20 protein-coding genes are annotated in these 20,483 nt (G+C 69.4%); 14 read left to right on the top strand and 6 right to left on the bottom strand.

Annotation, left to right across the window (positions count from 1 at the left end; genetic code table 11):
• Nucleotides 1-179: 179 nt before the first annotated feature.
• Nucleotides 180-1,190 (top strand): alpha/beta hydrolase, encoded by a 1,011-nt coding sequence (locus ACWEOI_RS32210; protein ID WP_452362031.1) that lies wholly within the window; start codon nucleotides 180-182, stop codon nucleotides 1,188-1,190.
• A 34-nt stretch (nucleotides 1,191-1,224) separates the two neighbouring features.
• On the opposite strand, the gene ACWEOI_RS32205 is transcribed toward ACWEOI_RS32210, so the two are convergent.
• Nucleotides 1,225-1,425 carry a hypothetical protein gene (locus ACWEOI_RS32205; RefSeq protein ID WP_357096321.1) on the bottom strand — a complete coding sequence of 67 codons (201 nt, stop codon included), beginning with the start codon at nucleotides 1,423-1,425 and terminating at the stop codon, nucleotides 1,225-1,227.
• A gap of 293 nt (nucleotides 1,426-1,718) precedes the next feature.
• Here ACWEOI_RS32205 and ACWEOI_RS32200 point away from each other — a divergent pair, with 293 nt between their 5' ends.
• Nucleotides 1,719-2,915 (top strand): lipase family protein, encoded by a 1,197-nt coding sequence (locus ACWEOI_RS32200; protein ID WP_452362030.1) that lies wholly within the window; start codon nucleotides 1,719-1,721, stop codon nucleotides 2,913-2,915.
• Nucleotides 2,916-2,918: 3 nt separating this feature from the next.
• On the opposite strand, the gene ACWEOI_RS32195 is transcribed toward ACWEOI_RS32200, so the two are convergent.
• From ACWEOI_RS32195 to ACWEOI_RS32185, 3 genes are all read right to left on the bottom strand, one after another.
• Nucleotides 2,919-4,193, bottom strand: coding sequence for a helix-turn-helix domain-containing protein (locus tag ACWEOI_RS32195; RefSeq protein ID WP_433671825.1), 1,275 nt, complete (start codon nucleotides 4,191-4,193; stop codon nucleotides 2,919-2,921).
• Nucleotides 4,194-4,522: 329 nt separating this feature from the next.
• On the bottom strand, nucleotides 4,523-5,827 hold the full coding sequence (locus ACWEOI_RS32190) for a sensor histidine kinase (RefSeq protein ID WP_452362029.1): 1,305 nt from the start codon (nucleotides 5,825-5,827) through the stop codon (nucleotides 4,523-4,525).
• Nucleotides 5,824-6,492, bottom strand: a complete 669-nt coding sequence (locus ACWEOI_RS32185; RefSeq protein ID WP_433671827.1) for a winged helix-turn-helix domain-containing protein — start codon at nucleotides 6,490-6,492, stop codon at nucleotides 5,824-5,826. The genes ACWEOI_RS32190 and ACWEOI_RS32185 overlap by 4 nt, the downstream gene beginning before the upstream one ends.
• A 356-nt stretch (nucleotides 6,493-6,848) precedes the next feature.
• Between ACWEOI_RS32185 and mgtE the strand changes: the two genes are divergently transcribed.
• Nucleotides 6,849-8,237, top strand: a complete 1,389-nt coding sequence (gene mgtE, locus ACWEOI_RS32180) for a magnesium transporter (RefSeq protein WP_433671828.1) — start codon at nucleotides 6,849-6,851, stop codon at nucleotides 8,235-8,237.
• Between the two features lie 244 nt (nucleotides 8,238-8,481).
• The gene (gene nrdF, locus ACWEOI_RS32175; protein WP_379101492.1) at nucleotides 8,482-9,444 is read left to right on the top strand and encodes a class 1b ribonucleoside-diphosphate reductase subunit beta; all 963 of its coding nucleotides are present in this window, start codon (nucleotides 8,482-8,484) and stop codon (nucleotides 9,442-9,444) included.
• 257 nt (nucleotides 9,445-9,701) lie between these two features.
• Here nrdF and ACWEOI_RS32170 read toward each other — a convergent pair whose 3' ends face one another.
• On the bottom strand, nucleotides 9,702-10,745 hold the full coding sequence (locus ACWEOI_RS32170; RefSeq protein WP_452362028.1) for an ABC transporter substrate-binding protein: 1,044 nt from the start codon (nucleotides 10,743-10,745) through the stop codon (nucleotides 9,702-9,704).
• 281 nt (nucleotides 10,746-11,026) lie between these two features.
• Here ACWEOI_RS32170 and ctaD point away from each other — a divergent pair, with 281 nt between their 5' ends.
• The 9 genes from ctaD (at nucleotide 11,027) to ACWEOI_RS32125 (ending at nucleotide 19,333) form a co-directional block, all read left to right on the top strand.
• Nucleotides 11,027-12,763: an aa3-type cytochrome oxidase subunit I gene (ctaD, locus tag ACWEOI_RS32165; RefSeq protein ID WP_357096299.1), complete on the top strand. Its 1,737-nt coding sequence runs from the start codon at nucleotides 11,027-11,029 to the stop codon at nucleotides 12,761-12,763.
• Nucleotides 12,764-12,873: 110 nt separating this feature from the next.
• Nucleotides 12,874-13,917, top strand: coding sequence for an NAD(P)H-dependent flavin oxidoreductase (locus tag ACWEOI_RS32160; protein WP_452362027.1), 1,044 nt, complete (start codon nucleotides 12,874-12,876; stop codon nucleotides 13,915-13,917).
• A gap of 139 nt (nucleotides 13,918-14,056) precedes the next feature.
• Nucleotides 14,057-15,286, top strand: coding sequence for a phosphoserine phosphatase SerB (gene serB / locus ACWEOI_RS32155; RefSeq protein ID WP_357096294.1), 1,230 nt, complete (start codon nucleotides 14,057-14,059; stop codon nucleotides 15,284-15,286).
• Nucleotides 15,287-15,385: 99 nt separating this feature from the next.
• Nucleotides 15,386-15,859: a protease inhibitor I42 family protein gene (locus ACWEOI_RS32150; RefSeq protein ID WP_452362026.1), complete on the top strand. Its 474-nt coding sequence runs from the start codon at nucleotides 15,386-15,388 to the stop codon at nucleotides 15,857-15,859.
• Between the two features lie 21 nt (nucleotides 15,860-15,880).
• Nucleotides 15,881-16,624 (top strand): aminoacyl-tRNA hydrolase, encoded by a 744-nt coding sequence (locus ACWEOI_RS32145; RefSeq protein ID WP_452362025.1) that lies wholly within the window; start codon nucleotides 15,881-15,883, stop codon nucleotides 16,622-16,624.
• Between the two features lie 147 nt (nucleotides 16,625-16,771).
• Nucleotides 16,772-16,993, top strand: a complete 222-nt coding sequence (locus ACWEOI_RS32140; protein ID WP_379276983.1) for a hypothetical protein — start codon at nucleotides 16,772-16,774, stop codon at nucleotides 16,991-16,993.
• Between the two features lie 25 nt (nucleotides 16,994-17,018).
• Nucleotides 17,019-17,852, top strand: coding sequence for an ABC transporter ATP-binding protein (locus ACWEOI_RS32135; RefSeq protein WP_357096283.1), 834 nt, complete (start codon nucleotides 17,019-17,021; stop codon nucleotides 17,850-17,852).
• Between the two features lie 93 nt (nucleotides 17,853-17,945).
• Nucleotides 17,946-18,443 carry a MoaF-related domain-containing protein gene (locus tag ACWEOI_RS32130; RefSeq protein WP_452362024.1) on the top strand — a complete coding sequence of 166 codons (498 nt, stop codon included), beginning with the start codon at nucleotides 17,946-17,948 and terminating at the stop codon, nucleotides 18,441-18,443.
• 116 nt (nucleotides 18,444-18,559) lie between these two features.
• Nucleotides 18,560-19,333 carry an NUDIX hydrolase gene (locus tag ACWEOI_RS32125; RefSeq protein ID WP_452362046.1) on the top strand — a complete coding sequence of 258 codons (774 nt, stop codon included), beginning with the start codon at nucleotides 18,560-18,562 and terminating at the stop codon, nucleotides 19,331-19,333.
• Between the two features lie 9 nt (nucleotides 19,334-19,342).
• Here ACWEOI_RS32125 and ACWEOI_RS32120 read toward each other — a convergent pair whose 3' ends face one another.
• Entirely contained in the window at nucleotides 19,343-19,621 is a 279-nt protein-coding gene (locus ACWEOI_RS32120; protein WP_452362023.1) for a hypothetical protein, read from the bottom strand.
• A gap of 75 nt (nucleotides 19,622-19,696) precedes the next feature.
• Here ACWEOI_RS32120 and ACWEOI_RS32115 point away from each other — a divergent pair, with 75 nt between their 5' ends.
• Nucleotides 19,697-20,476: an enoyl-CoA hydratase-related protein gene (locus ACWEOI_RS32115; protein ID WP_452362022.1), complete on the top strand. Its 780-nt coding sequence runs from the start codon at nucleotides 19,697-19,699 to the stop codon at nucleotides 20,474-20,476.
• Nucleotides 20,477-20,483 lie beyond the last annotated feature (7 nt).

Genomic DNA, 20,483 nt, shown 5'->3' with positions numbered 1-20,483 from the left:
CGGGAAACGCATCTGGACAAGCGTTTTGGAGGTGAGTCGATCGAAACGGAGACCCATCGGGTGTATCAACCTCGCACCCGCCCGGTGGGTTCTTCGGACGTAACCGGAATCCCGCGCACCGCATGAGGAGTTGGCTTGTCGCACTGCCTGATTCGAAGACCCCGATCCGGGGCGGAGTCGTGAGGCGGCGGGCCGCCGCCGGGGTCGCGCTGGCGCTGGCGGTGATCGCGAGCTCGTCGTTCGGGGTGAGCGCCCAGGCGGGCCCGCCCGGGCGGATCGCCTCGCGGGCCGCGGTGACGCGGGTGGAGCAGGTGGGGCCGCGCTGGGAGCGTGTCGAGGTGGCCTCGGCCGCCATGGGCCGCACCGTCGCCCTCGATGTGCTGCACGGTGCCGGGGCCGGGCCCCGGCCCACGCTGTATCTGCTCGACGGCGTCGACGCCGAGGGCGTGTCCGACTGGCTGACCAAGGGGCATGCCGCGGACTTCTTCGCCGACAAACCGGTCGATGTGGTCTTTCCCGCCGGTGCGACCGGCAGCATGTACACCGACTGGCAGCATCCCGACGCCGCGCTCGGCTGGAATCGCTGGGAGACCTTCCTGACCGCCGAGCTGCCCGGCGTCATCGAACCCTATCTGCGCTCGGACGGCCGTCGCGCCATCGCGGGGGTGTCCATGGGCGCGCAGGGCGCGATGATGCTCGCGCACCGGCATCCCGGATTCTTCAAGGCCGTCGCGGGATTGAGCGGCTGCTACTCCACCGTCGACGGGCCGGGCAGCGCGGTCACCGCGGCCACGGTCGCCTCACGTGGCGGCAATATCCTGAATCTGTGGGGCCTGCCGGGCACCTTCGATTGGCTGACCCACGACAGCACGGTGGGCGCGGAAGCCTTGCGCGGCACGGTGATCTATCTGTCGGCGGCTTCCGGTCTGCCGGGTGCGCCGGATCTGAACGAAGTGCTGAAGTCGCCGGATCGGCTGGCCGCGCTCGGCACGGCCGCCGGCGGCGTGGCGCTCGAGGCCGGGGCCCGGGTGTGCACCGAGCATTTCTCGAAACGGTTGAGCGACTTGGGGATTCCCGCCACCGTGCACTACGAGCCGACCGGCATTCACGCCTGGGAGGATTTCTCGGCCCAGTTGGGCCCGGCCTGGGACGCCCTGGCGGCGGCCTTCGCGCCGGCGTCCGGGCGGTAGCGGGACCACCCGGGCGCCTGGGCCGCACGGTATCTCAGTGCCGGAACCCGTATCGGGGTAGTCGCCGCAGTCCGGGCCGGATTCGGCTGTCCACGGTCACGGCCAGGCCGACGTGGACGGCGGCCACGGTGAAGTCCGAGGCCTCCTGCCAGGTGGCCGCGTATTCCATGGTGAGTTCGGCCCCGTCGGCGGGTCCGCCGAGGTAGACGGTGACCCGGTGGGTGAGCGCGTCCATAGTGCTGCTCCTCGAGATCGTGCGGGGGAGAAACGCGAGCCGACCCCTTCGTCGGCTCGCGCGTCTCTGGTACCGAACGTAATCGGATTGCCGTGCGCAGGAACGTGTTCCGGTTTCTGCTTGGACATGTCACAAGTGGTGTGCGGGAGTTGTTGTTACGCGGTGGAACAGAAACATCTTCGGCTCAAAACTTCGTCACGCGTTCACAAACCGCGCCCGCCCCGATTGTGACTATTCGGAAGGTTCGTGCGCGCCTCTGGCCGGGCGCGACCGCCGTTCCTACGCTGCCCCGCATGAGGATTCGTGTCCCGATCGCGGCGGTCGCCGCGCTGCTCGTCACCGTCGCCACGGGATCGGCCGCCGCCCAGCCACTTCTGCCCACCCCGGATCCGGACCCCTTCTACGCCACCCCGTCCGATCTGGCGGGCCGTCAGCCCGGCGAGGTGCTGGCCACCCGCGCCATGCCCGCGCTGCCCAGCTTCCCCGACACCGACATCACCCTGATCAAGTTCCGCTCCACCGACTCCACCGGCCACCCCATCGCGGCCACCACCACCGTGCTGTCCCCGCGTGACCGCAAACCCGACGCGCCGGTGCTGTCGCTGCAGCAGATCATCAACGGCCTGGGCGCGCAGTGCGCGGTCTCGCGGGTGCTCTACACCACCGACCCCAATCTGATGATCCGCGAGGCCCCCGCCTGGAACACGGTGCTGAAGCGCGGCTGGACCGTGGCCCTGCCCGACCACCTCGGCCCCCGATTCGCCTACGGCGCGGCCAAACTCGGCGGCCAGATCACCCTCGACGGCCTGCGCGCCATCCAGCGGGTCCCGGACCTGCGGGTCGAGCACAGCCCCCTCGCCATGGCCGGCTACTCCGGCGGCGGCATGGCGACCGCGTGGGCGGCGGCGCTGGCCGCGTCCTACGCGCCCGACCTGCGCATCGCGGGCGCGGCCATGGGCGGGGTGCCGATGAACCTGGTCTCCATGCTGGAAACCCTCGGCATGAACCGGCATCCGGCGTTCGGGCTGGCGCTCGCGGCCGGACTGGGCCTGGAACGCGAGTACCCGGACCGGTTCCCGATCAGCGATCAGCTCAACGACCGCGGCCTCGCCATCCGCGACAAGCTGCTCAACAGCTGCACCAACGACATTCTCGCGGCGGGCGCGGGGCAGGGCGCGCTGGACATCGCCAAGACCACCGTCATGACCGACGACCCGCAGGCCCGGTCGGTGGTGGCGGAGAACAGCCTGGAGCTGTACTCGGGCGTGCCGAACATGCCTGTCTTCGAATGGCATTCGCCGATCGACGGCCTGGTGCCGGTGGACGCGGTGGTGAACACCATCCACCGCTACTGCGCGGCGGGCGCGAAGGTGTGGACCGAGCAGGAGCCGGTGCCCGACCATCTCACCGCGGCGGTGCTCGGCGTCCCGGCCGCGTACGGCTGGCTGGACGCGCGCCTGCGCGGCGAGCCCGCGCCGACCAACTGCTGAGCGTCAGCCCGCCTGATAGGTGCGCGCCACCAGCGCCGAACGCAGATACCAGAGACCGGACGGCTGGGTCGGATCGAATCCGGTCAGCTGTCCGATCCGTTTCAGCCGGTAGTCCACGGTATTGGTGTGCACGTGCAGCATGCGGGCGGTGCGCTGCCGGTTCAGGTTGTTGCTGATGTGGGATTGCAGCGTCTCGAGCAGTTCGGTGTGCGCGTCCAGCGGATCCAGCAGCGACCCGAGGTGGTCGCGGCCGGGACCGGGCCGGGTCAGCTGATACTCCAGGGCCAGCTCGTCGAAGCGGAACAGGCCGCGCACCAGGCGCAGTCGGTGCACGATGTCGAGGAGTTCGTGGGCCTGGTCGGCGGCGTCCGGAATCTGTTGCGGCGCGGCCGGAACCAGCGTGGCGGTGATCGGCACCCGCGCGGCCCGCGACAGCTGCTCGACCAACTCGTCGAGCTGATCGTCGGCGACCGCGGTGGCCGGCACCAGCAGGGTGCCGCCGTCCACGCTGAGCAGCGACAGCACCTTGTCGGTGTAGCGGGTGGCCAGTTCGGCCTGCACCCGCCGCAGTTTGCGGCGCGCCACCACCGCGCCGTCCACGGTGGGGGAGTCCTCCTCCGGATGTTCCGGAATGGCCAGCGCCAGCACGTGATACGTCTCGGCGATCTCGATGCCGCACTCGCGCGCCATGGTGGAGGTGCTGTGCCCGCCCAGCAGCGCGGAGGTGAGGGTGTGCACGGCGGTGTGGTGTTCGCTCACCACCGAGCGCAGTTCGCGCACGTAGGCCATGGCCACGGCGGAGGTCATCCGGTCGAGCAGTTCCACCACCAGCTTCGCCCCGCCGACGATGTTGTCCATGTCGGCGGCCGCGATGACCAGGGTGACCTCGCCGTCCTCGTCCTCGCGGCGCAGGTGCCGGGACAGGGCGCTGGCCATCACCAGCTCCGAGCCGATCTTGAAGCCCTCGTGGATGGCGTGGTGGATGGTGTCGATCGGGATGCCCTCGCGCGCCCACTGCGCGGCCGCCTCCTCGAGGCGCTTGGTCTTCTCCGGGATGTCTCGCCCGTCGAGCATGCCGACCGCCAGCTCCAGGCAGGTGCGGGTGATGACGGTGACGTCGCCGTGAATGGCGTCGCCGGGCAGGGTGCCGCACGGCGCGACCGTCTCCACGAAGTGCCCCACCATGTGCTGGGCCACCCCGCGAACATCCTTGAGCGGCGACGAGATCGGCGTGCCCGACACGGTGAGTCCGGTCCGGGCCGGAATTCCCACGGCCATCCGTGACTCCCTTCCACCCCCGGGTTGCGCCCCGTGCGGGACCTGAAACGCTAACGCAGGCCGTATGTCCGAACGGCCGGATCGATCCCTCCCTGTGATGCACAGTAATGCGCGCCGGGCGGCGCTGTGACTTCTCACATGTGCCAGGCGGATTCCGCATGACGGCCCGGCGCCGCCGAGGGGAAGCTTCACCGTGGTCGGAGCGGGAACGCGGCGGCTCGAGAGTGACACCGCGGCGCTGTGCCGAATCCGGTTCCGGCCGTGACATTCCTGTCTGCCCGCCTGGACACCGGCCATGCCCCGGCTCGGTCCGCGCGCGGGCCGCTCGCCTAGTGGCGCGCGCCGACCGGACCGCCCACGGTGATGTCGGCCGGCGGCAGCCACAGCGTCGCGATCGCCCCGCCGCCGGCCGCGGGCTCGATGGAGGCGTTGCCGCCGTGCGCCTGCGCCACCCACGCCACCAGCGCCAGCCCGATGCCGTTGCGACCGGTGCGCCCGGCCGTGCCGCGATCGAAGGGACTGGCAGACATGACCGGATCGACGCCGGGACCGTGATCGCGCACGCTGACCCGTCCCTCGGCCACGTGCACCTCGACCGGCGCGGACCGGTTCACCGCGCCGTGCGTGAGCCCGTTCTCCAGCATGTTCCGGATGGCCAGGCTCAGCAGCTGCGGATCACCCAGCACCACGGTCGGATGCGCGGTCACCGCGATGCGCTCGTCGCCGGCCTCCTCGGCCACCATCTCGGCCAGCTGATCCAGCCGCAGCAGCGTGCGCTCGGGTTCGGCGATGCCCGCCTGCATGCGTGCGCGGGCCAGCAGCCCGGTCACCAGCCGCGCCATCCGGTCCGCCAACCGCTGCGCCTCGGCGAGGGTCTGTGGCACCTGCTCGGGCGCCGGCCGCGACCCGGTGAGCAGCTTCAATGTGGTGAGCGGCGTACGCAATTCGTGCGCGGCGTCGCTGAGGAACTGCTCGTGCTCGCTCAGCAGGCGCAGCGCCTGGGCCTGGCTGCGACCCGCCAGCAGATACGTGACGGCGGCGGACAGCAATACCAGCAGCGCGCCGCTGATCGCCAACTCCCACACCAGGGTTCGATGCTTCCCGGCATCGGCCATGGTCTCGGCCCCGGCCAGGATGACGACGGTGGCGTCCCAGCCGTCCCAGAACACCGGACTGCCCGCCAGGGTCACGGTGCGGCCGGTGATATCGGTGGCGGTGAACCGTTTTCCAGCATAGATGACTGTCTCGGAGTGATCCTCGACCTGCGTTGCGAGCGTGGCGATCTCGGAGTCATCGGGCAGCAGCGAGCGTTGGTAGGTGTGCGCCTGCTTCCACGGCTCACCCGGTTTGCGCATCAGCACGGCGACCGCGGTGGATCCCGTGGCCAGTTCGTCGTCCATGACCGTCGACAAGTCCAGGGCCGACTTGTCGTCCTGCTGGATGGCGCGCGCCAGCCCGCCCGCCACCCGCTCGACCTGATCATCGGCGCGGGTCTCGCGCGCGTGTGCGTCGATCGTGGCGGCCACGAAGCCGAAGATCAGGACCGCCGCCGCGGTGATCACCGCGGCCAAGGCGGTCATGAACCACCGGGCGCGCTGGAGCCGGGCCACGGCCGGCGAGCGGTGTGCGCTCACGCCGCTCCACCGGCGATCAGGAAGCCGGTGCCGCGCACGGTCTCGATCACGCTCGGCTCCCCGAGTTTGCGGCGCAACTTGGCGACCACCGCGTCCACCACGTTGGAGGCGGGCTCGGCCATCTCGTCCCAGCAGCATTCGATGAGGTCGGTGCGGGTCACCACGCTGCCGCGGCGGGTCGCCATGAGCTCGAGGACCGCGAACTCCTTCGGGCTGAGCATCAGCAGGACGCCGCCGCGGGTCACCCGGCGGCGCATGATGTCGATGTCGATGTCCGCCAACGTGATTCGCGCGGCGGTGGGCTGGTCGCGGCGGCGGCACAGCGCTCGTACCCGCATCACCAGTTCCGGCAGCGCGAACGGCTTGGTCAGGTAGTCGTCGGCTCCGTGCTCGAATCCGGCCAGCCGGTCGTCGAGGCCGTCGCGGCCGGTGAGTATGAGCGCGGGCACCGTGTGCCCGGCGGTGCGTGCCCCCGCGACCAGGTCCAGACCGTCGCCGTCGGGCAGGCCGCGGTCCACCACCAGGCAGTCGTAGCGATTGACGGCGATCTTGAAGTCCGCGTCGGCGAGGCTCTGCGCGAGGTCCACCGCGAACCCGGCGGTACGCAACCCATCGGTCAACTCACGACACAGCTGATGATCGTCCTCCAGCACCAAAACTCGCACAGGGGCAGAGATTAGGGCATTCCGGACCCCCGCCCCAATGGCCCGGACGATCGGATCGTCGAAAAATGATCGAAAAACAATCCGGCGTCGGTCCGGGGGTCCGGAGCGGAGAAACCGGACATGGCGAGCCGCGTTAGGCAACCCTCTGTATCCTGTACATGGTTGTTTCTGTCTGTGTCGGCGTTCGAGAAGGGGGTGAGGTCCGTGCGCGGTGAACCTCCCAGTCGAAGGCCGCGTGGCATCGCTCTCGGATTCCGTCGATAGGACAGCTTTCTGGCGACGGGGTGGGTGCGGTGCCCGCGGTGTGATCCGGTACCCCCGACCACCCTCAACCGCCACCCGGCCGAGGTTTCGCCATGACGCAGACCGAACTGCCCCCTGCCGTCCCCACGGTCGCCGCCGACATCCCTGTCCCCGAACGGGATTCGCTGCGCGACATCGTCGACTGCCACCACCTGACGCCCGCCGTGGAATGGCTCGACAACCATCCGCCGCACGTCATCGCGGACGAGCTGGCCCGCATGGACGCCGTCACCGCGGTCATGTCCTTCCGGCTGCTCGACAAGGACCGCGCGCTGGCCGTGTTCGAGGAGCTCGAACCCGTGGATCAGCAGCAGATCCTGGCCGGGCTGCGCGATCAGAGCTTCCGCGACCTGGTCGAGGGCATGGATCCCGACGACCGCGCCCGCATGCTGCGCGAGGTTCCCGCCAAGGTGGCCAAGCGGGTGCTGGCCGGGCTCAGTCCGCACGAACGGCGCATGACCGCGGGGCTGCTCGGCTACCCGGAGGGCTCCGTCGGGTTCTACATGACCCCGGAAGTCGTTGCGCTGCCGCGGAATCTACCCGTGGGCGAGGCGCTGCACATGGTGCGCGCCAAGGGGGCGACCGCCGAGACGGTGTACACGCTGCCCGTGGTGGATGCGGGCCGCCGGCTGATCGGCGTGGTCGAACTGCGCGACCTGGTGCTCGGCTCGCCCGACACCATGATCGCCGAACTCATTGCGTCCGAACCGGTCTCGGCGCGCGCCACCGGCTCCGCGGAGAAGGCGGCCCGGCTCATGCAGGGCGCCAACCTGATCAACCTGCCGGTGGTCGACAGCGAGGACCGACTGGTCGGGCTGCTCACCATCGACGACGCCGTCGAGGTCATCGAGGCCGCCGACTCCGAGGACATGGCGCGGCAGGCCGGCACCTCCCCGTGGTCGGGCCACTACATGGCCGCGGGCGTGTTCCAGCTGGCCCGCTACCGGGCGCTGTGGCTGATGCTGCTGCTGGTCGCGGCGACCCTCACGGTCACCGTCACCAACTTCTTCGAGCCCACCCTCGAACAGGCCGCGCACCTGGCGCTGTTCATCCCCCTACTCATCGGATCGGGCGGCAACGCGGGCGCGCAGGCGGCCACCACCTGCGTGCGCGCGCTCGCGGTCGGCGAGGTGCGGGTCTCGGACCTGCTCGCGGTGATCTGGCGCGAATGCCGGGTCGGGCTGCTGCTGGGCTGCATGCTGGCCGCCATCGGCATGGTGATCGGCACGCTGTTCGTGGGGCTGAAGATCGCGGTGGTGGTCGGCATCGCGCTGGTGATCATCTGCGGGTGGGCGGCGACCATCGGCGGCACCATGCCGCTGCTGGCCAAGAAACTGCGCATCGACCCGGCCGTCATCTCCGCGCCCATGGTGACCACGCTGGTCGACGCCACCGGTCTGGTCATCTACTTCACCACCGCGAAGGTGGTACTCGGCATCTGATCGGCAAACCCGGGGTGGGTCCACGAGGGTCTACCCCGGTGCGCTGTGACGGATTGCACCGCTGTAATTTTCTGCCGTTGGTGACGTGCTTGCCCATCTCCGTTTCGGATTCTCGCAGGACAACGCGATAGACACGTGAAGACACAACCTATTGTGCTGCGCGGGGATGTCACCTACCAGTAGTAGTGTTCATGGCAAGGGAATTCGCAGGGTCCGGAAGCTGAGAAGGGTGTGTGAGCGGGGCGTGAAGCTCATCGATCGAGTTAGTGCGATCAACTGGAACCGCGTGCAGGACGAGAAGGACTCGGAGGTCTGGGATCGACTCACCGGCAACTTCTGGTTGCCGGAAAAGGTCCCGGTGTCCAACGACATCCCGTCGTGGAACACGCTGACCGCCAACGAGAAGCAACTCACCATGCGGGTGTTCACCGGTCTGACCCTGCTCGACACCATCCAGGGCACGGTCGGCGCGGTCAGCCTCATCCCCGACGCGATCACCCCGCACGAGGAGGCGGTGCTCACCAACATCGCGTTCATGGAGTCGGTGCACGCCAAGAGCTACAGCTCGATCTTCTCCACGCTGTGCTCCACGCGTGAGATCGACGAGGCCTTCCGCTGGTCCGAGGAGAACCGGAACCTGCAGCGCAAGGCCGAGATCGTGCTCGAGTACTACAACGGAGACGACCCGCTCAAGCGCAAGGTGGCCTCCACCCTGCTGGAGTCCTTCCTGTTCTACTCCGGCTTCTACCTGCCCATGCACTGGTCCTCGCGGGCCAAGCTGACCAACACCGCCGACATGATCCGCCTGATCATCCGCGACGAGGCCGTGCACGGCTACTACATCGGCTACAAGTACCAGAAGGGCCTGGAGCTGGTCTCCGAGGCCGAGCGCGAGGAGCTCAAGGCCTACACCTTCGAGCTGCTCTTCGAGCTCTACGAGAACGAGGTCGAGTACACCCAGGACCTCTACGACGAGGTCGGCCTCACCGAGGACGTCAAGAAGTTCCTGCGCTACAACGCCAACAAGGCGCTGATGAACCTCGGCTACGAGGGCTTGTTCCCCAAGGACGAGTGCGAGGTCAACCCCGCCATCCTCTCGGCCCTGTCCCCGAACGCCGACGAGAACCACGACTTCTTCTCCGGCTCGGGCTCCAGCTACGTCATCGGCAAGGCCGTCAACACCGAGGACGAGGACTGGGAATTCTGACGCCCCGCGTCGCCCCATCCGCCTGAAAAGCCAACGGCCCCGAGCGAATCCGCTCGGGGCCGTCGGCTGTCGAAGGCCGGGTGCGCGGCCGCTGAAATTACCGCGTTTGCTGGGCGTGTCCGTGGGGAATACCGGTCATCACGAAATGTTCACGATCGGGCTGGTGAACTTCGCGGTCAGTGCTCGGCCGGGTGGCGACTTCCCCACGTCATCGGGCCGAGCACCGGATCGAATCGGCCCGTGCGGCGTGCCGTGGATCAGTCGGCGACGTAGCCGTTGAGGTTGTTGCGGAGGTCCTCGAGCAGGGCGCGGGCGGCGGTGATGCCGCTGCCGTGCCAGATGGTGTCGTCGACGGCGAACTCGCGGCGGTCGCTGACCGCGCCGAGCTGTTTCCAGTTGTCGCCCTTCATGATCGACTTGCCGTAGTCGAGGCCGTCCTTGCCGTCGAACATGAGGAAGATCAGGTCGCCCTCGAGCTTGTCGCGGTCGGCCTCGGTGCTCGGCCCGGAGACGTCGAACGAGTCGCCGCGCTGCGCCTGGGGGCGCTGCACGCCCGCGTCGCCGAGCACCTGGGCGGCGAAGGTGTCGCCGCCCTGCACCTGAATCGTCTTGGGCTCGAAGCGGATCACCGACGCCTGGCTGAGCGCGGAGTTGGCGGCGACGCCGGTGTCCCGGGCCGCGGCGCGGTAGTCGTCGAGGGCCTTGGCGCCGGCGGCCTTGCGGTTGAGGCCCTCCGCGAAACCGGTGAAGGTGGCCTGCCAGCCGTGATCGTCACCGACCAGGACGGTCGGGGCGATGGCTTTCAGGGCGTCGTAGCGGCCGCGGTCGGCGGCGGGGCCGATGATCAGGTCCGGCTTCAGCTCCGCGATCTTCGCCGGATCCGGGCTGTCGACCGTGCCCACCGCCGGGATGGCGGATATCCCGGAGCCCAGATACGACGGCTGCGGCGTCGGCCCGGCGACGGTGGCCGCGCCGACCACCCGCTCCCACAGGCCCAGCGCGCAGGCGGCGTCCAGGGCGGGAGTCGACAGCACCACGATGCGCTTGGCGTCGGCGGGCACCTCCGCGGTACCCGCGGCGTGCGCGACGGACTTGGTGCCTCCGGCCGAGTCGGGGGCCGTCGGCAGCGCGCACGCCTTGGTGGTGTCGCGCTCGATCCCGACCACGCCCGCACCGGCGATATTCGTGGTGGTGCGCACAATCGAGGCGGAGTTGTCATCGGTCTTGGCGCACCCCGCGGCCAGGCCGACGGTCAGCAGCGTCGCCGCCGAGACCAATCCCACACTGCGCAAATGCCGCATAGGGGAAAAGGTGGAGGCGAACGTGTTTCGGGTGGAAGCAGACTCGCGCACCGGCATGCGGGGCAGCCTACAGCCGTGCCCCCCGACTCCCAATCAGGACACCGGCAGCCCGACGGATACGACCTCGGCGGAGCCGAAATACGACACAGAGTAGGACCCGGAGCGAGCGCCGATGGGACACGGTTTACGATCTGTCACAGCGCAAGCCAACGTCGTTCGTCATGTTGCCGAACCGGACGCCGGAAGCAGCGTACGAACGATGGCATACCTGTGGAGGTTTCGTGACTGCCGTAGAACCGCGGCCGGCCAGCCTTGTGGAGGCGGAGCGGCCCTATCCTCAAAGGACGGGTCCGAAGGGATCGTTCATCTTCAAGATGGTCACCACGACGGACCCGAAGGTTCTCGGCGTCATGTACCTGGTGACGGCCATCTCCTTCTTCATGGTCGGCGGCATCATGGCGCTGCTCATGCGCGCCGAGCTCGCCCGTCCGGGCATGCAGTTCCTGTCGCCGGAACAGTTCAACCAGCTGTTCACCATGCACGGCACGATCATGCTGCTCTTCTACGCGACCGCGATCGTGTTCGGCTTCGCCAACATCATCCTGCCGCTGCAGATCGGCGCCCCTGACGTCGCCTTCCCGCGTCTGAACGCGTTCAGCTACTGGCTGTACCTGTTCGGCGGCTCGATGGCGACCGCCGGCTTCATCACCCCCGGCGGCGCGGCGGACTTCGGCTGGACCGCGTACACCCCGCTGTCGGACATCGTCCACTCGCCCGGCGTCGGCGCCGACCTGTGGATCCTGGGTCTGGCCGTCTCCGGTCTGGGCACCATCCTCGGTGGCGTCAACATGCTCACCACCGTGGTCTGCCTGCGCTGCCCGGGTATGACCATGTTCCGGATGCCGATCTTCACCTGGAACATCGCCGTCACCTCGGTGCTGGTGCTGCTGGCCTTCCCGCTGCTCACCGCGGCCCTGTTCGGCCTGGCGTACGACCGCCACCTGGGCGGCCACATCTACGACCCGGCCAATGGCGGCGTGCTGCTCTACCAGCACCTGTTCTGGTACTTCGGCCACCCCGAGGTGTACATCATCGCGCTGCCGTTCTTCGGCATCGTCTCGGAGATCTACCCGGTCTTCTCGCGGAAGCCGATCTTCGGTTACACCACCCTGGTCTACGCGACCCTGGGTATCGCGGCCCTGTCCATCGCCGTGTGGGCGCACCACATGTACGCGACCGGCGCGGTGCTGCTGCCGTACTTCTCGTTCATGACCTTCCTCATCGCGGTTCCGACCGGTGTGAAGTTCTTCAACTGGATCGGCACCATGTGGCGCGGCCAGCTCACCTTCGAGACGCCGATGCTCTGGTCGGTCGGCTTCCTGGTGACCTTCCTCTTCGGTGGTCTGTCGGGCGTCATCCTGGCCTCGCCGCCGCTGGACTTCCACGTGTCGGACACCTACTTCGTGGTGGCGCACTTCCACTACGTGCTCTTCGGCACCATCGTGTTCGCCACCTTCGCGGGCATCTACTTCTGGTTCCCGAAGATGACCGGCCGCATGATGGACGAGCGTCTGGGCAAGTGGCACTTCTGGGCCACCTTCGTCGGCTTCCACACCACGTTCCTGGTGCAGCACTGGCTGGGCAACATGGGTATGCCGCGCCGCTACGCCGACTACCTGCCGAGCGATGGCTTCACCACCCTGAACACCATCTCCACGATCGGTGCCTTCATCCTGGGTTCGTCGATGCTGCCGTTCATCTGGAACGTCTTCAAGTCCTACCGCTACGGCGAGGTCGTGACCGTCGACGACCCGTGGGGCTACGGCAACTCGCTGGAGTGGGCGACCTCCTGCCCGCCGCCGCGGCACAACTTCTACGAGCTGCCGCGCATCCGCTCCGAGCGTCCCGCGTTCGAGCTGCACTACCCGCACATGGTCGAGCGCATGCGCGCCGAGGCCCACGTGGGCTGGGGCTCCAAGTCCCACAATGTGCACGAGCTGGAGAAGGCGTCGCACTAGTCGCCTGACACCCGAACACCATCGCGGCACCCGTCTTCGGACGGGTGCCGCGGTGCGTTGCGGGGTGGGGTGGCCGGACCCCGTCGGCGGCGGGACGCTTTCATGGAGTGATGACCGAGAATGCGGGACCGCGGACCGACTGGTCGGACGCGATGGGGTTGCGGACGCCGATCGTGAATGCGCCCATGGGCGGAGTCGCCGGGGGCCGGCTGGCTGTCGCGGTCGCGGCCGCCGGGGGACTGGGCATGATCGGCATGGGCAGCGCGGGCTCGGTCGAGGCGCTCGAACGCGAACTGGCCGCCGCCGCCCTCGACGGCGAACTCCCCACGCTCGAACGGGAACTGATGGGCAGCGAGGCAGCGCCCGCGCCCGGCCCTATCGGAATCGGCCTGGTCGACTGGGTGGCGGCCGCGCGACCGGGACTTCTCGACCTCGCCCTCGCCGCGAAACCCGCCCTGCTGTCGGTGAGCTTCGGAACCGACCTGTCCTGGGCCGCCCGCGCCCGCGCGGCCGGAATCCGGACGGCGACACAGGTTTACACCGTCGAGGACGCCCGGCGCGCCCGCGACGCCGGGATCGACGTGCTGGTCGCGCGCGGTCTCGAGGGTGGCGGCCACGGTGCGCCCGAGCTCGCGACGCTGCCGTTGCTGGAAGCGGTGCTCGACGCCGTGCCCGGCCCGGTGCTGGCCGCGGGCGGAATCGGTTCGGCGCGCGGGATGGCCGCCATGCTCGCGGCGGGCGCCGCGGGGGTGTGGCTGGGCACCGCGCTGGCCGCCGCCGAGGAATCGCTGCTGCCTCCGAACAGCCGCCGCGCCCTGCTCGCGGCGCGGGGCACCGACACGATCCTCACGCGGGCGTTCGACGTCGGCATGGAACTGCCCTGGCCGCAGCGGTTTCCGGCCCGCGTGCTGCGCAACGACTTCACCGAGCGCTGGCAGGACCGCGTCGACGAGCTGTCCGCGCCCGCCCCGTCCCCGAGCATCGCCGCGGCCCGGGCCGAGCTGGCCGCCGCGAATGCCGCCGATGATCCGCGCATCGCACCGGTCGATGCCGGGCAGGGCGTCGGGCTGGTCACCGCGGTGCGCCCGGTCGCCGAGATCCTGGGCGAATGGCGTTCCGAGGCGGCCCGCCTGCTCGCCCCCGGCGGGCATTGAGCCGTACGTGAGCTTCGCCGACGTGATGCCCGCCACCGTGGGCGGCGGTCGGCGCGGTCGGTGCGAGGCCGACCTGACAGAATGAGCTGCCGCCGCATGTCGGGCGGGCCACGTTGTCGCAGGGACAAGGAGTCATCGATTGAGCGCGTCTGACACGACGGTTCTGGTTACGGTCACCGGACCCGACAAGCCGGGCGTCACGTCGGTGCTACTCGCCGCGCTGGCCAACAACGGGGTCAGCCTGCTGGATGTGGAGCAGGTCGTCATCCGGGGCCGCCTCACCCTGGGCGTGCTGGTGTCGTGTCCCACCGATCCCGAGTCGCTGCAGGATCAGCTCGAGGACGCCATGGCGTCGATCGGCATGGACGTGGCCGTGGAGATCGGGGCCAGCGCCGTATCGGGCGCCAAGCTGTCCACCCACGCGGTCGTGGTGCTGGGTTCGCCGGTCACCGCCCGCGCCTTCAGCGCCATCGCGCGCAAGCTGGCCGCGCAGGGCGTCAATATCGACTCCATCCGCGGCATCGCCGACTACCCGGTCACCGGTCTGGAACTGCTGGTGACCGTGCCCGCCGCCGACGCGGACACCGAGACCGAGCTGCGCACCGCGCTGTCGGCGGTGGCCGCCAAGGAGAGCGTGGACGTCGCGGTCGAGAAGGCCGGTCTGGCGCGACGGGCCAAGCGGCTCATCGTGTTCGACGTGGACTCCACCCTGATCCAGGGCGAGGTCATCGAGATGCTGGCCGCGCACGCCGGTGTCGAGGACGAGGTCCGCGCGGTCACCGAGGCCGCCATGCGCGGCGAGATCGACTTCTCCGAATCGCTGCGCCAGCGCGTGGCCACCCTGGCCGGGCTGGACGCCTCGGTCATCGACGAGGTCGCCGAGCGCATCGAACTCACCCCCGGCGCCCGCACCACCATTCGCACCCTGCGCCGCCTGGGCTTCCGCTGCGGCGTGGTGTCCGGTGGCTTCCGCCAGGTCATCGAGCCGCTCGCGCACGAACTGGAACTGGACTTCGTGCAGGCCAACACCCTCGAGATCCGTGACGGCAAGCTGACCGGCGCGGTCACCGGCGAGATCGTGGACCGGGCCGCGAAAGCCGTTGCGCTGCGCCGGTTCGCGGCCGAGACGGGCGTGGCCATGGAGCAGACCGTCGCGGTCGGCGACGGCGCCAACGACATCGACATGCTCAATGCCGCGGGTCTGGGTATCGCGTTCAACGCCAAGCCCGCGCTGCGCGAAGTCGCCGACGCCGCGCTGTCGCATCCGTTCCTGGACGCGGTGCTGTTCATCCTGGGCGTCACCCGCGACGAGGTCGAGGCCGCCGACGCCCGCGACGGCGGTATCCGCCGGGTGCCGCTGCCGCAGTAAGCCGTGCGGTAGCCGCAACGCGTCCAATTCGCTTGCGCCACCCTGAGCTCCGCTCTCGGTACCGTGGTCGGAAACCCGGCGATGACCGAAGGAGTCCGAGTGCGTGTGCGTATGCCGCTGGTGATGGTGATGGCCGGCCTCGCGCTGGCCGCTTGCGGCACCACCAACCCGAACGAGGCGCAACCGGTCTCGGCGACGAGTGTCGCGGGCACCACCGCCGTGCAGGCGACATCCGCCGACCGCGCGGCCGAGCGGATCGGCGCGGACTCCGACGGCAAGGACGTGAGCCTGGCCCTGGGGCAGGGCCTGATCGTCACCCTCGAGGCGAATCCGACCACCGGATTCGGCTGGCAGCTGGGTGCGCTGGATCAGAACGTGGTGAAGCAGAACGGGTCACCCGAGTACGAGCAGGACGCCAACCCGGACGGCAAGGTCGGCGTCGGCGGCAAGTCGGTGCTGAATTTCGTGGCCGAGGCCCCCGGCTCGACCACGCTGAGCCTGGCGTACATGCGGGCCTGGGAACAGGGCGTCGAGCCCGCCAAGCGGTTCACCGTGAACCTGACGGTGCGTTAGAACGTCGTTGTAGGAGTGGTTGTGTCGAGCGTTGGATCCACCATCGATGCCGGTTTCGAGGCCAGGCACGCGGAACTGGCCCGGGGCTACGGCGGCGGGGGCGATCCCGCCGACCCGGCTCTGGTCCAGGCCATGCAGATGGTGTTGCACATTCCGAAGAACGATCCGCCCGCGCGGTCGGCGCTGCTGGCGGCCGCCGCCTCGGCGGCGGTCGCGGTGTGCCTGGACGAGCGGGTCGGGCCGGACGGGGAGTGGGAGGAGCGCTATCTGACCTGGAAGCGCTCGCGCATCCGGAAGGTGGCGCGGCGGGCCCGCGGGGCGCAGTGGCTGGCGGCGCAGGAAGTCGACGGTGTCACAGTCGATTTCGGCGGCGCGCAGGCGCGGGCGCTGGTGCCGGGTCCGGTGGGGGACGTGGATCCGCGGATCCGTCGGCTCCAGATCAGCGGAACCGAGCTGCCCGAGGAGGCGGACATCGCGATCGATCCGGAATGTCCGGTGCTATGGGTGGACTCGGAATTGGGTATGACTGTGGGGAAGGCAGCGGCACAGGTAGGGCATGCCAGCATGTTGCTGGCAGGCGCCTTATCGGTGCGGCAAGCGTATGCGTGGGCCGCCACCGGGTTTCGGTGCACCGTCGCGGAGGCCGATCCGGGCCACTGGGCGGAATTGCGACAGCGGGTGGCCCGGGGCGACGCGGTGGCGGTGCGCGACGCCGGGTTCACGGAGGTGGCCCCGGGGTCGATGACCGTGATCGCGGTGCCGTAGGTCGGAAGGCATGGAGGCGGCGGCGCGAATGGCGCACTAGCGAAACCGAATGGTTGGCGTGCTGACCCATATGGGCAGGGCGTATCGACTTCCCCGACCGGGTGGTCCAGGATCGATTCACGAGTTTCCTCGAAAGGAAACCACGAAATGACAACATTGCTGGTTGTTCTCATCGTGTGGACGGTGCTCTCGATCCCGGTGGCACTGATCCTGGCACGGATGTTCCGCTCCACGAGCGCCGATGCGCGGGGCCGGGGAATGCGGGGCCCGGAGTGCGATCTATCGGAATTCGATACGCGCACCCATGAAATCGCTTATCGTCCCCGCACTTCCGGAGAGGACACGCCCCGGATTCAGCCACCACGTTGACGATCGTCCAGGGCGGTGGGCCAAGATGGACCCCGTGCCGCAACCGGATCCCGATCTGCTCATCGATTTCAGCGACGTCACCGTCCGACGTTCCGGACATACCTTGGTGGGTCCGGTCACCTGGCAGGTGGAATTGGACGAACGCTGGGTCGTGCTCGGCCCCAATGGCGCCGGCAAGACCTCACTGCTGCGGATGGCCGCCGCCGAAATGCACCCCACCTCCGGAATCGCCAATCTGCTCGGCGAAACCCTGGGCCGGGTCGATATCAACGAACTACGCCCGCGTATCGGAATTTCCTCCGCCGCCATCGCCAGCCGGGTGCCGATCGACGAGAAGGTCGCCGATCTCGTCGTCTCGGCGGGTTACGCGGTCATGGGCCGCTGGCGCGAGCGCTACGACGACATGGATACCGACCGGGCCATCGACATTCTGGAAAGCCTGGGCGCGGAACACCTTTCCGACCGCACCTACGGCACCCTCTCCGAGGGCGAGCGCAAACGCGTGCTCATCGCCCGCGCGCTCATGACCGACCCGGAACTGCTGCTGCTCGACGAACCGGCCGCCGGACTCGATCTGGGCGGCCGTGAGGAACTGGTCGAGCGTCTCGGCGACCTGGCCGCGGACCCGGACGCGCCCGCCACGGTGCTGGTCACCCACCACGTGGAGGAGATCCCGCCGGGCTTCACCCACGGGCTGCTGCTCAACGAGGGCGCGGTGGTCGCGCAGGGTCTGCTCACCGATGTGCTGACCTCGGAGAACCTGAGCGAGGCGTTCCGGCAGTCGATCCAGCTGGACCGCATCGACGGCCGCTACTTCGCGCGCCGCAGCCAGCGTTTCGGGCGGCATCGCAACCGCTGACGTCCTCCCACGACACCTCGGCGCGCTGCGATTGCGTCCGTCGGCGATGCCGGGCAAACTGTCCGCAACTGCCGCTGACGGAGGGAGCTGGCCGTGGGCCGGACCATCGGTGCCATCGCAGACCGGGCGACCGGTCCCATCGCGTCCCGGGGCACCGGCGCCCTCGCGGTCCTCGCCGTCGCGCTCGCCGCCACCGGCTGCGTGGCCGATCCGCCAGCGGCCCAGCAGGTTTCGAAGTCGCATGCCGCCGAGACGCTGGGCAAGGCTGCGGTGCCCGCGGACCTGAACGGGAAGACCGCGCAGCTCACCTATGACGTCGGCTCGGGCGGCACCATCACCTTCGCCGCGGACGGCCGCAGCCTCACCTACACCGCCGCCGACACCGGACACCGGACAAATACCCCGGTCGCGGTCGCGCCCATCGAGGCGGGCATTTTCCTGGTTACCTGGACCGACGATTCCGGGGCCGTGGTCAGCCAGGTGCAGGACTACCGGACCGGGAAGGTCGAGGGCACCTGGACTCGGCATCCGGATCCCGCCGGGCCCCCCGTCATCGAAACCCGCACCGGATCAGTCCATTTGACCGAGTGAATCGGGGCCGATGTTATTTCGCTCGGGTAAGGGTTATGGTGCGGAATGTGAGCGAGACAGTTGCACAGCCCGGATCCCAGCCCGCCGCGCGCCCGGTCAAGGACGCGTCCACGGTCATGCTGGTGCGCGACGGCGCGCACGGGCCCGAGGTGTTCCTGCAGCGCCGCGTCGGCGGCATGGCCTTCGCGGCCGGGATGACCGTCTTCCCCGGTGGCGGCGTCGACCCCTCCGACGCGTCGGTCGCCCTGGACTGGGCCGGGCCCGAAGCCGCCTGGTGGGCCGAGCGATTCGGCATCGACGCCGGCCGTGCCCAGGCGCTGATCTGCGCCGCCGTGCGCGAGACCTTCGAGGAATGCGGCGTGCTGCTGGCCGGTCCGACCGCCGACACCGTGGTCACCGACACCGCCGTCTACGCCGAGGCGCGCGGGCAGCTGGAGCGCCGCGAACTGTCCTTCGCCGAATTCCTCACCCGCGAGAACCTGGTGCTGCGCGCCGACCTGCTGCGCCCCTGGGACAACTGGATCACCCCGGTGATCGAGCCGCGCCGCTACGACACCCGCTTCTTCGTGGCCGTGCTGCCGGAGGGCCAGCTGGCCGACGGCGCCACCTCCGAGGCCGAGGTCGTCACCTGGTGCACGCCCGCCGAGGCCATCCGCCGCTGGCACGAGGGCCTGGACGTGCTGCTGCCGCCGACCTGGACCCAGCTCGCGGCGCTCGGCGAATTCGCCTCCACCGCCGAGATTCTCGCCGCCGACCGGACCATCGTCCCGATCATGCCGGTCTACGATCCCGATGCCGAGGGCCCGGCGCTGGCCTTCCCGCACGCGGACCGCTACTTCGCGGAACTGCCGGAGAACGCCCGCATCCGGGGCTCGCAGCGACCCGAGTAGGTCGGTAGCTCAGTGCTGCGGCGTGGCCGCGGCCCACACCAGGCTCCACAGCATGGCGCTCACCGCGAACCCGAGCGCCGCCGCCGCGGCCACCACGTGGGCCTGGATCCCGACCCCGACCGCGATCGGTAGCCCGACCTGGATCAGTGCCACCACGAACACGCGCAGCCAATACGACGGCGGCTGTTCGGGTTCCGGTTCGGGCGGGCGCTCCGCCGAGCAGAAGGGGCATCGGCTCGCTACGACCGGCAGGGTCGAGTCGCAGCTGGGGCACCACATGTCACGCATAAGAACTCCACGATCGAGCACGCCCGCACGGGCGGAGGGACACCATACCCAGGGCTCGAAGTAGGGTGATCGGCTGTGGCCGAATTCGTGACCGTGGACCGGGGCGTGGCAGAGGGTGTCGCGGTGCTCCGCATCGCCCGTCCCCCGATGAATCTGATCGATCTGCAGGTGGCGCTCGAGGTGGCGGCCGCCGCCGACGAGATCGCGGCCGACGGGTCGATCGCGGCCGTGGTGGTCTACGGCGACGCGCGGGTGTTCAGCGCGGGTGACGAGATGGCCGAGCTGGCCCGCCTCACCCCGGAGCAGGCGCAGGCCATGGTGGCCGACTTCCAGTCGGCGCTGGGCTGCCTGGCCCGGCTGCCGCAGCCGACGGTCGCGGCGATCAGCGGCTACGCGCTGGGCGCGGGCCTGGAACTGGCGCTGTCGGCCGATCGCCGCATCATCGGCGACAACGTGAAACTGGGCCTGCCGCAGATCAAGGCCGGGCTGATCCCGCTGGCGGGCATCCGCCGGCTGAGCCTGCTGATCGGGCCGTCGCACGCCAAGGATCTGGTGTACAGCGGACGCTTCGTGGATCCGAAGGAGGCCGCGGTGCTGGGCCTGGTCGACGAGGTGGTCGCGCCCGACGATGTGTTCGCCGCCGCACTGCGCTGGGCGGGGCAGTTCGTGGGTGGTCCGGGCGCCGCGATCGCGGCCGCGAAACGGGTCTTCGAGGCCGGTACACATGGTCATGATCGGGCCCGCCGCGAGTGGGCTGACCTGTTCGGAACCGAAGATCAGCAGCTTGGAACACGTTCTTATTTGGTCGACGGACCGGATGCGATCCCGTTCACCGGTCGTTCAGTGGCCCGATAACACCGCT

The sequence above is a fragment of the Nocardia sp. NPDC004340 genome (genome assembly GCF_053602575.1).
Note: the sequence above shows the minus strand (reverse complement) of the source record. Positions and strands in the feature narration are given on the sequence as shown.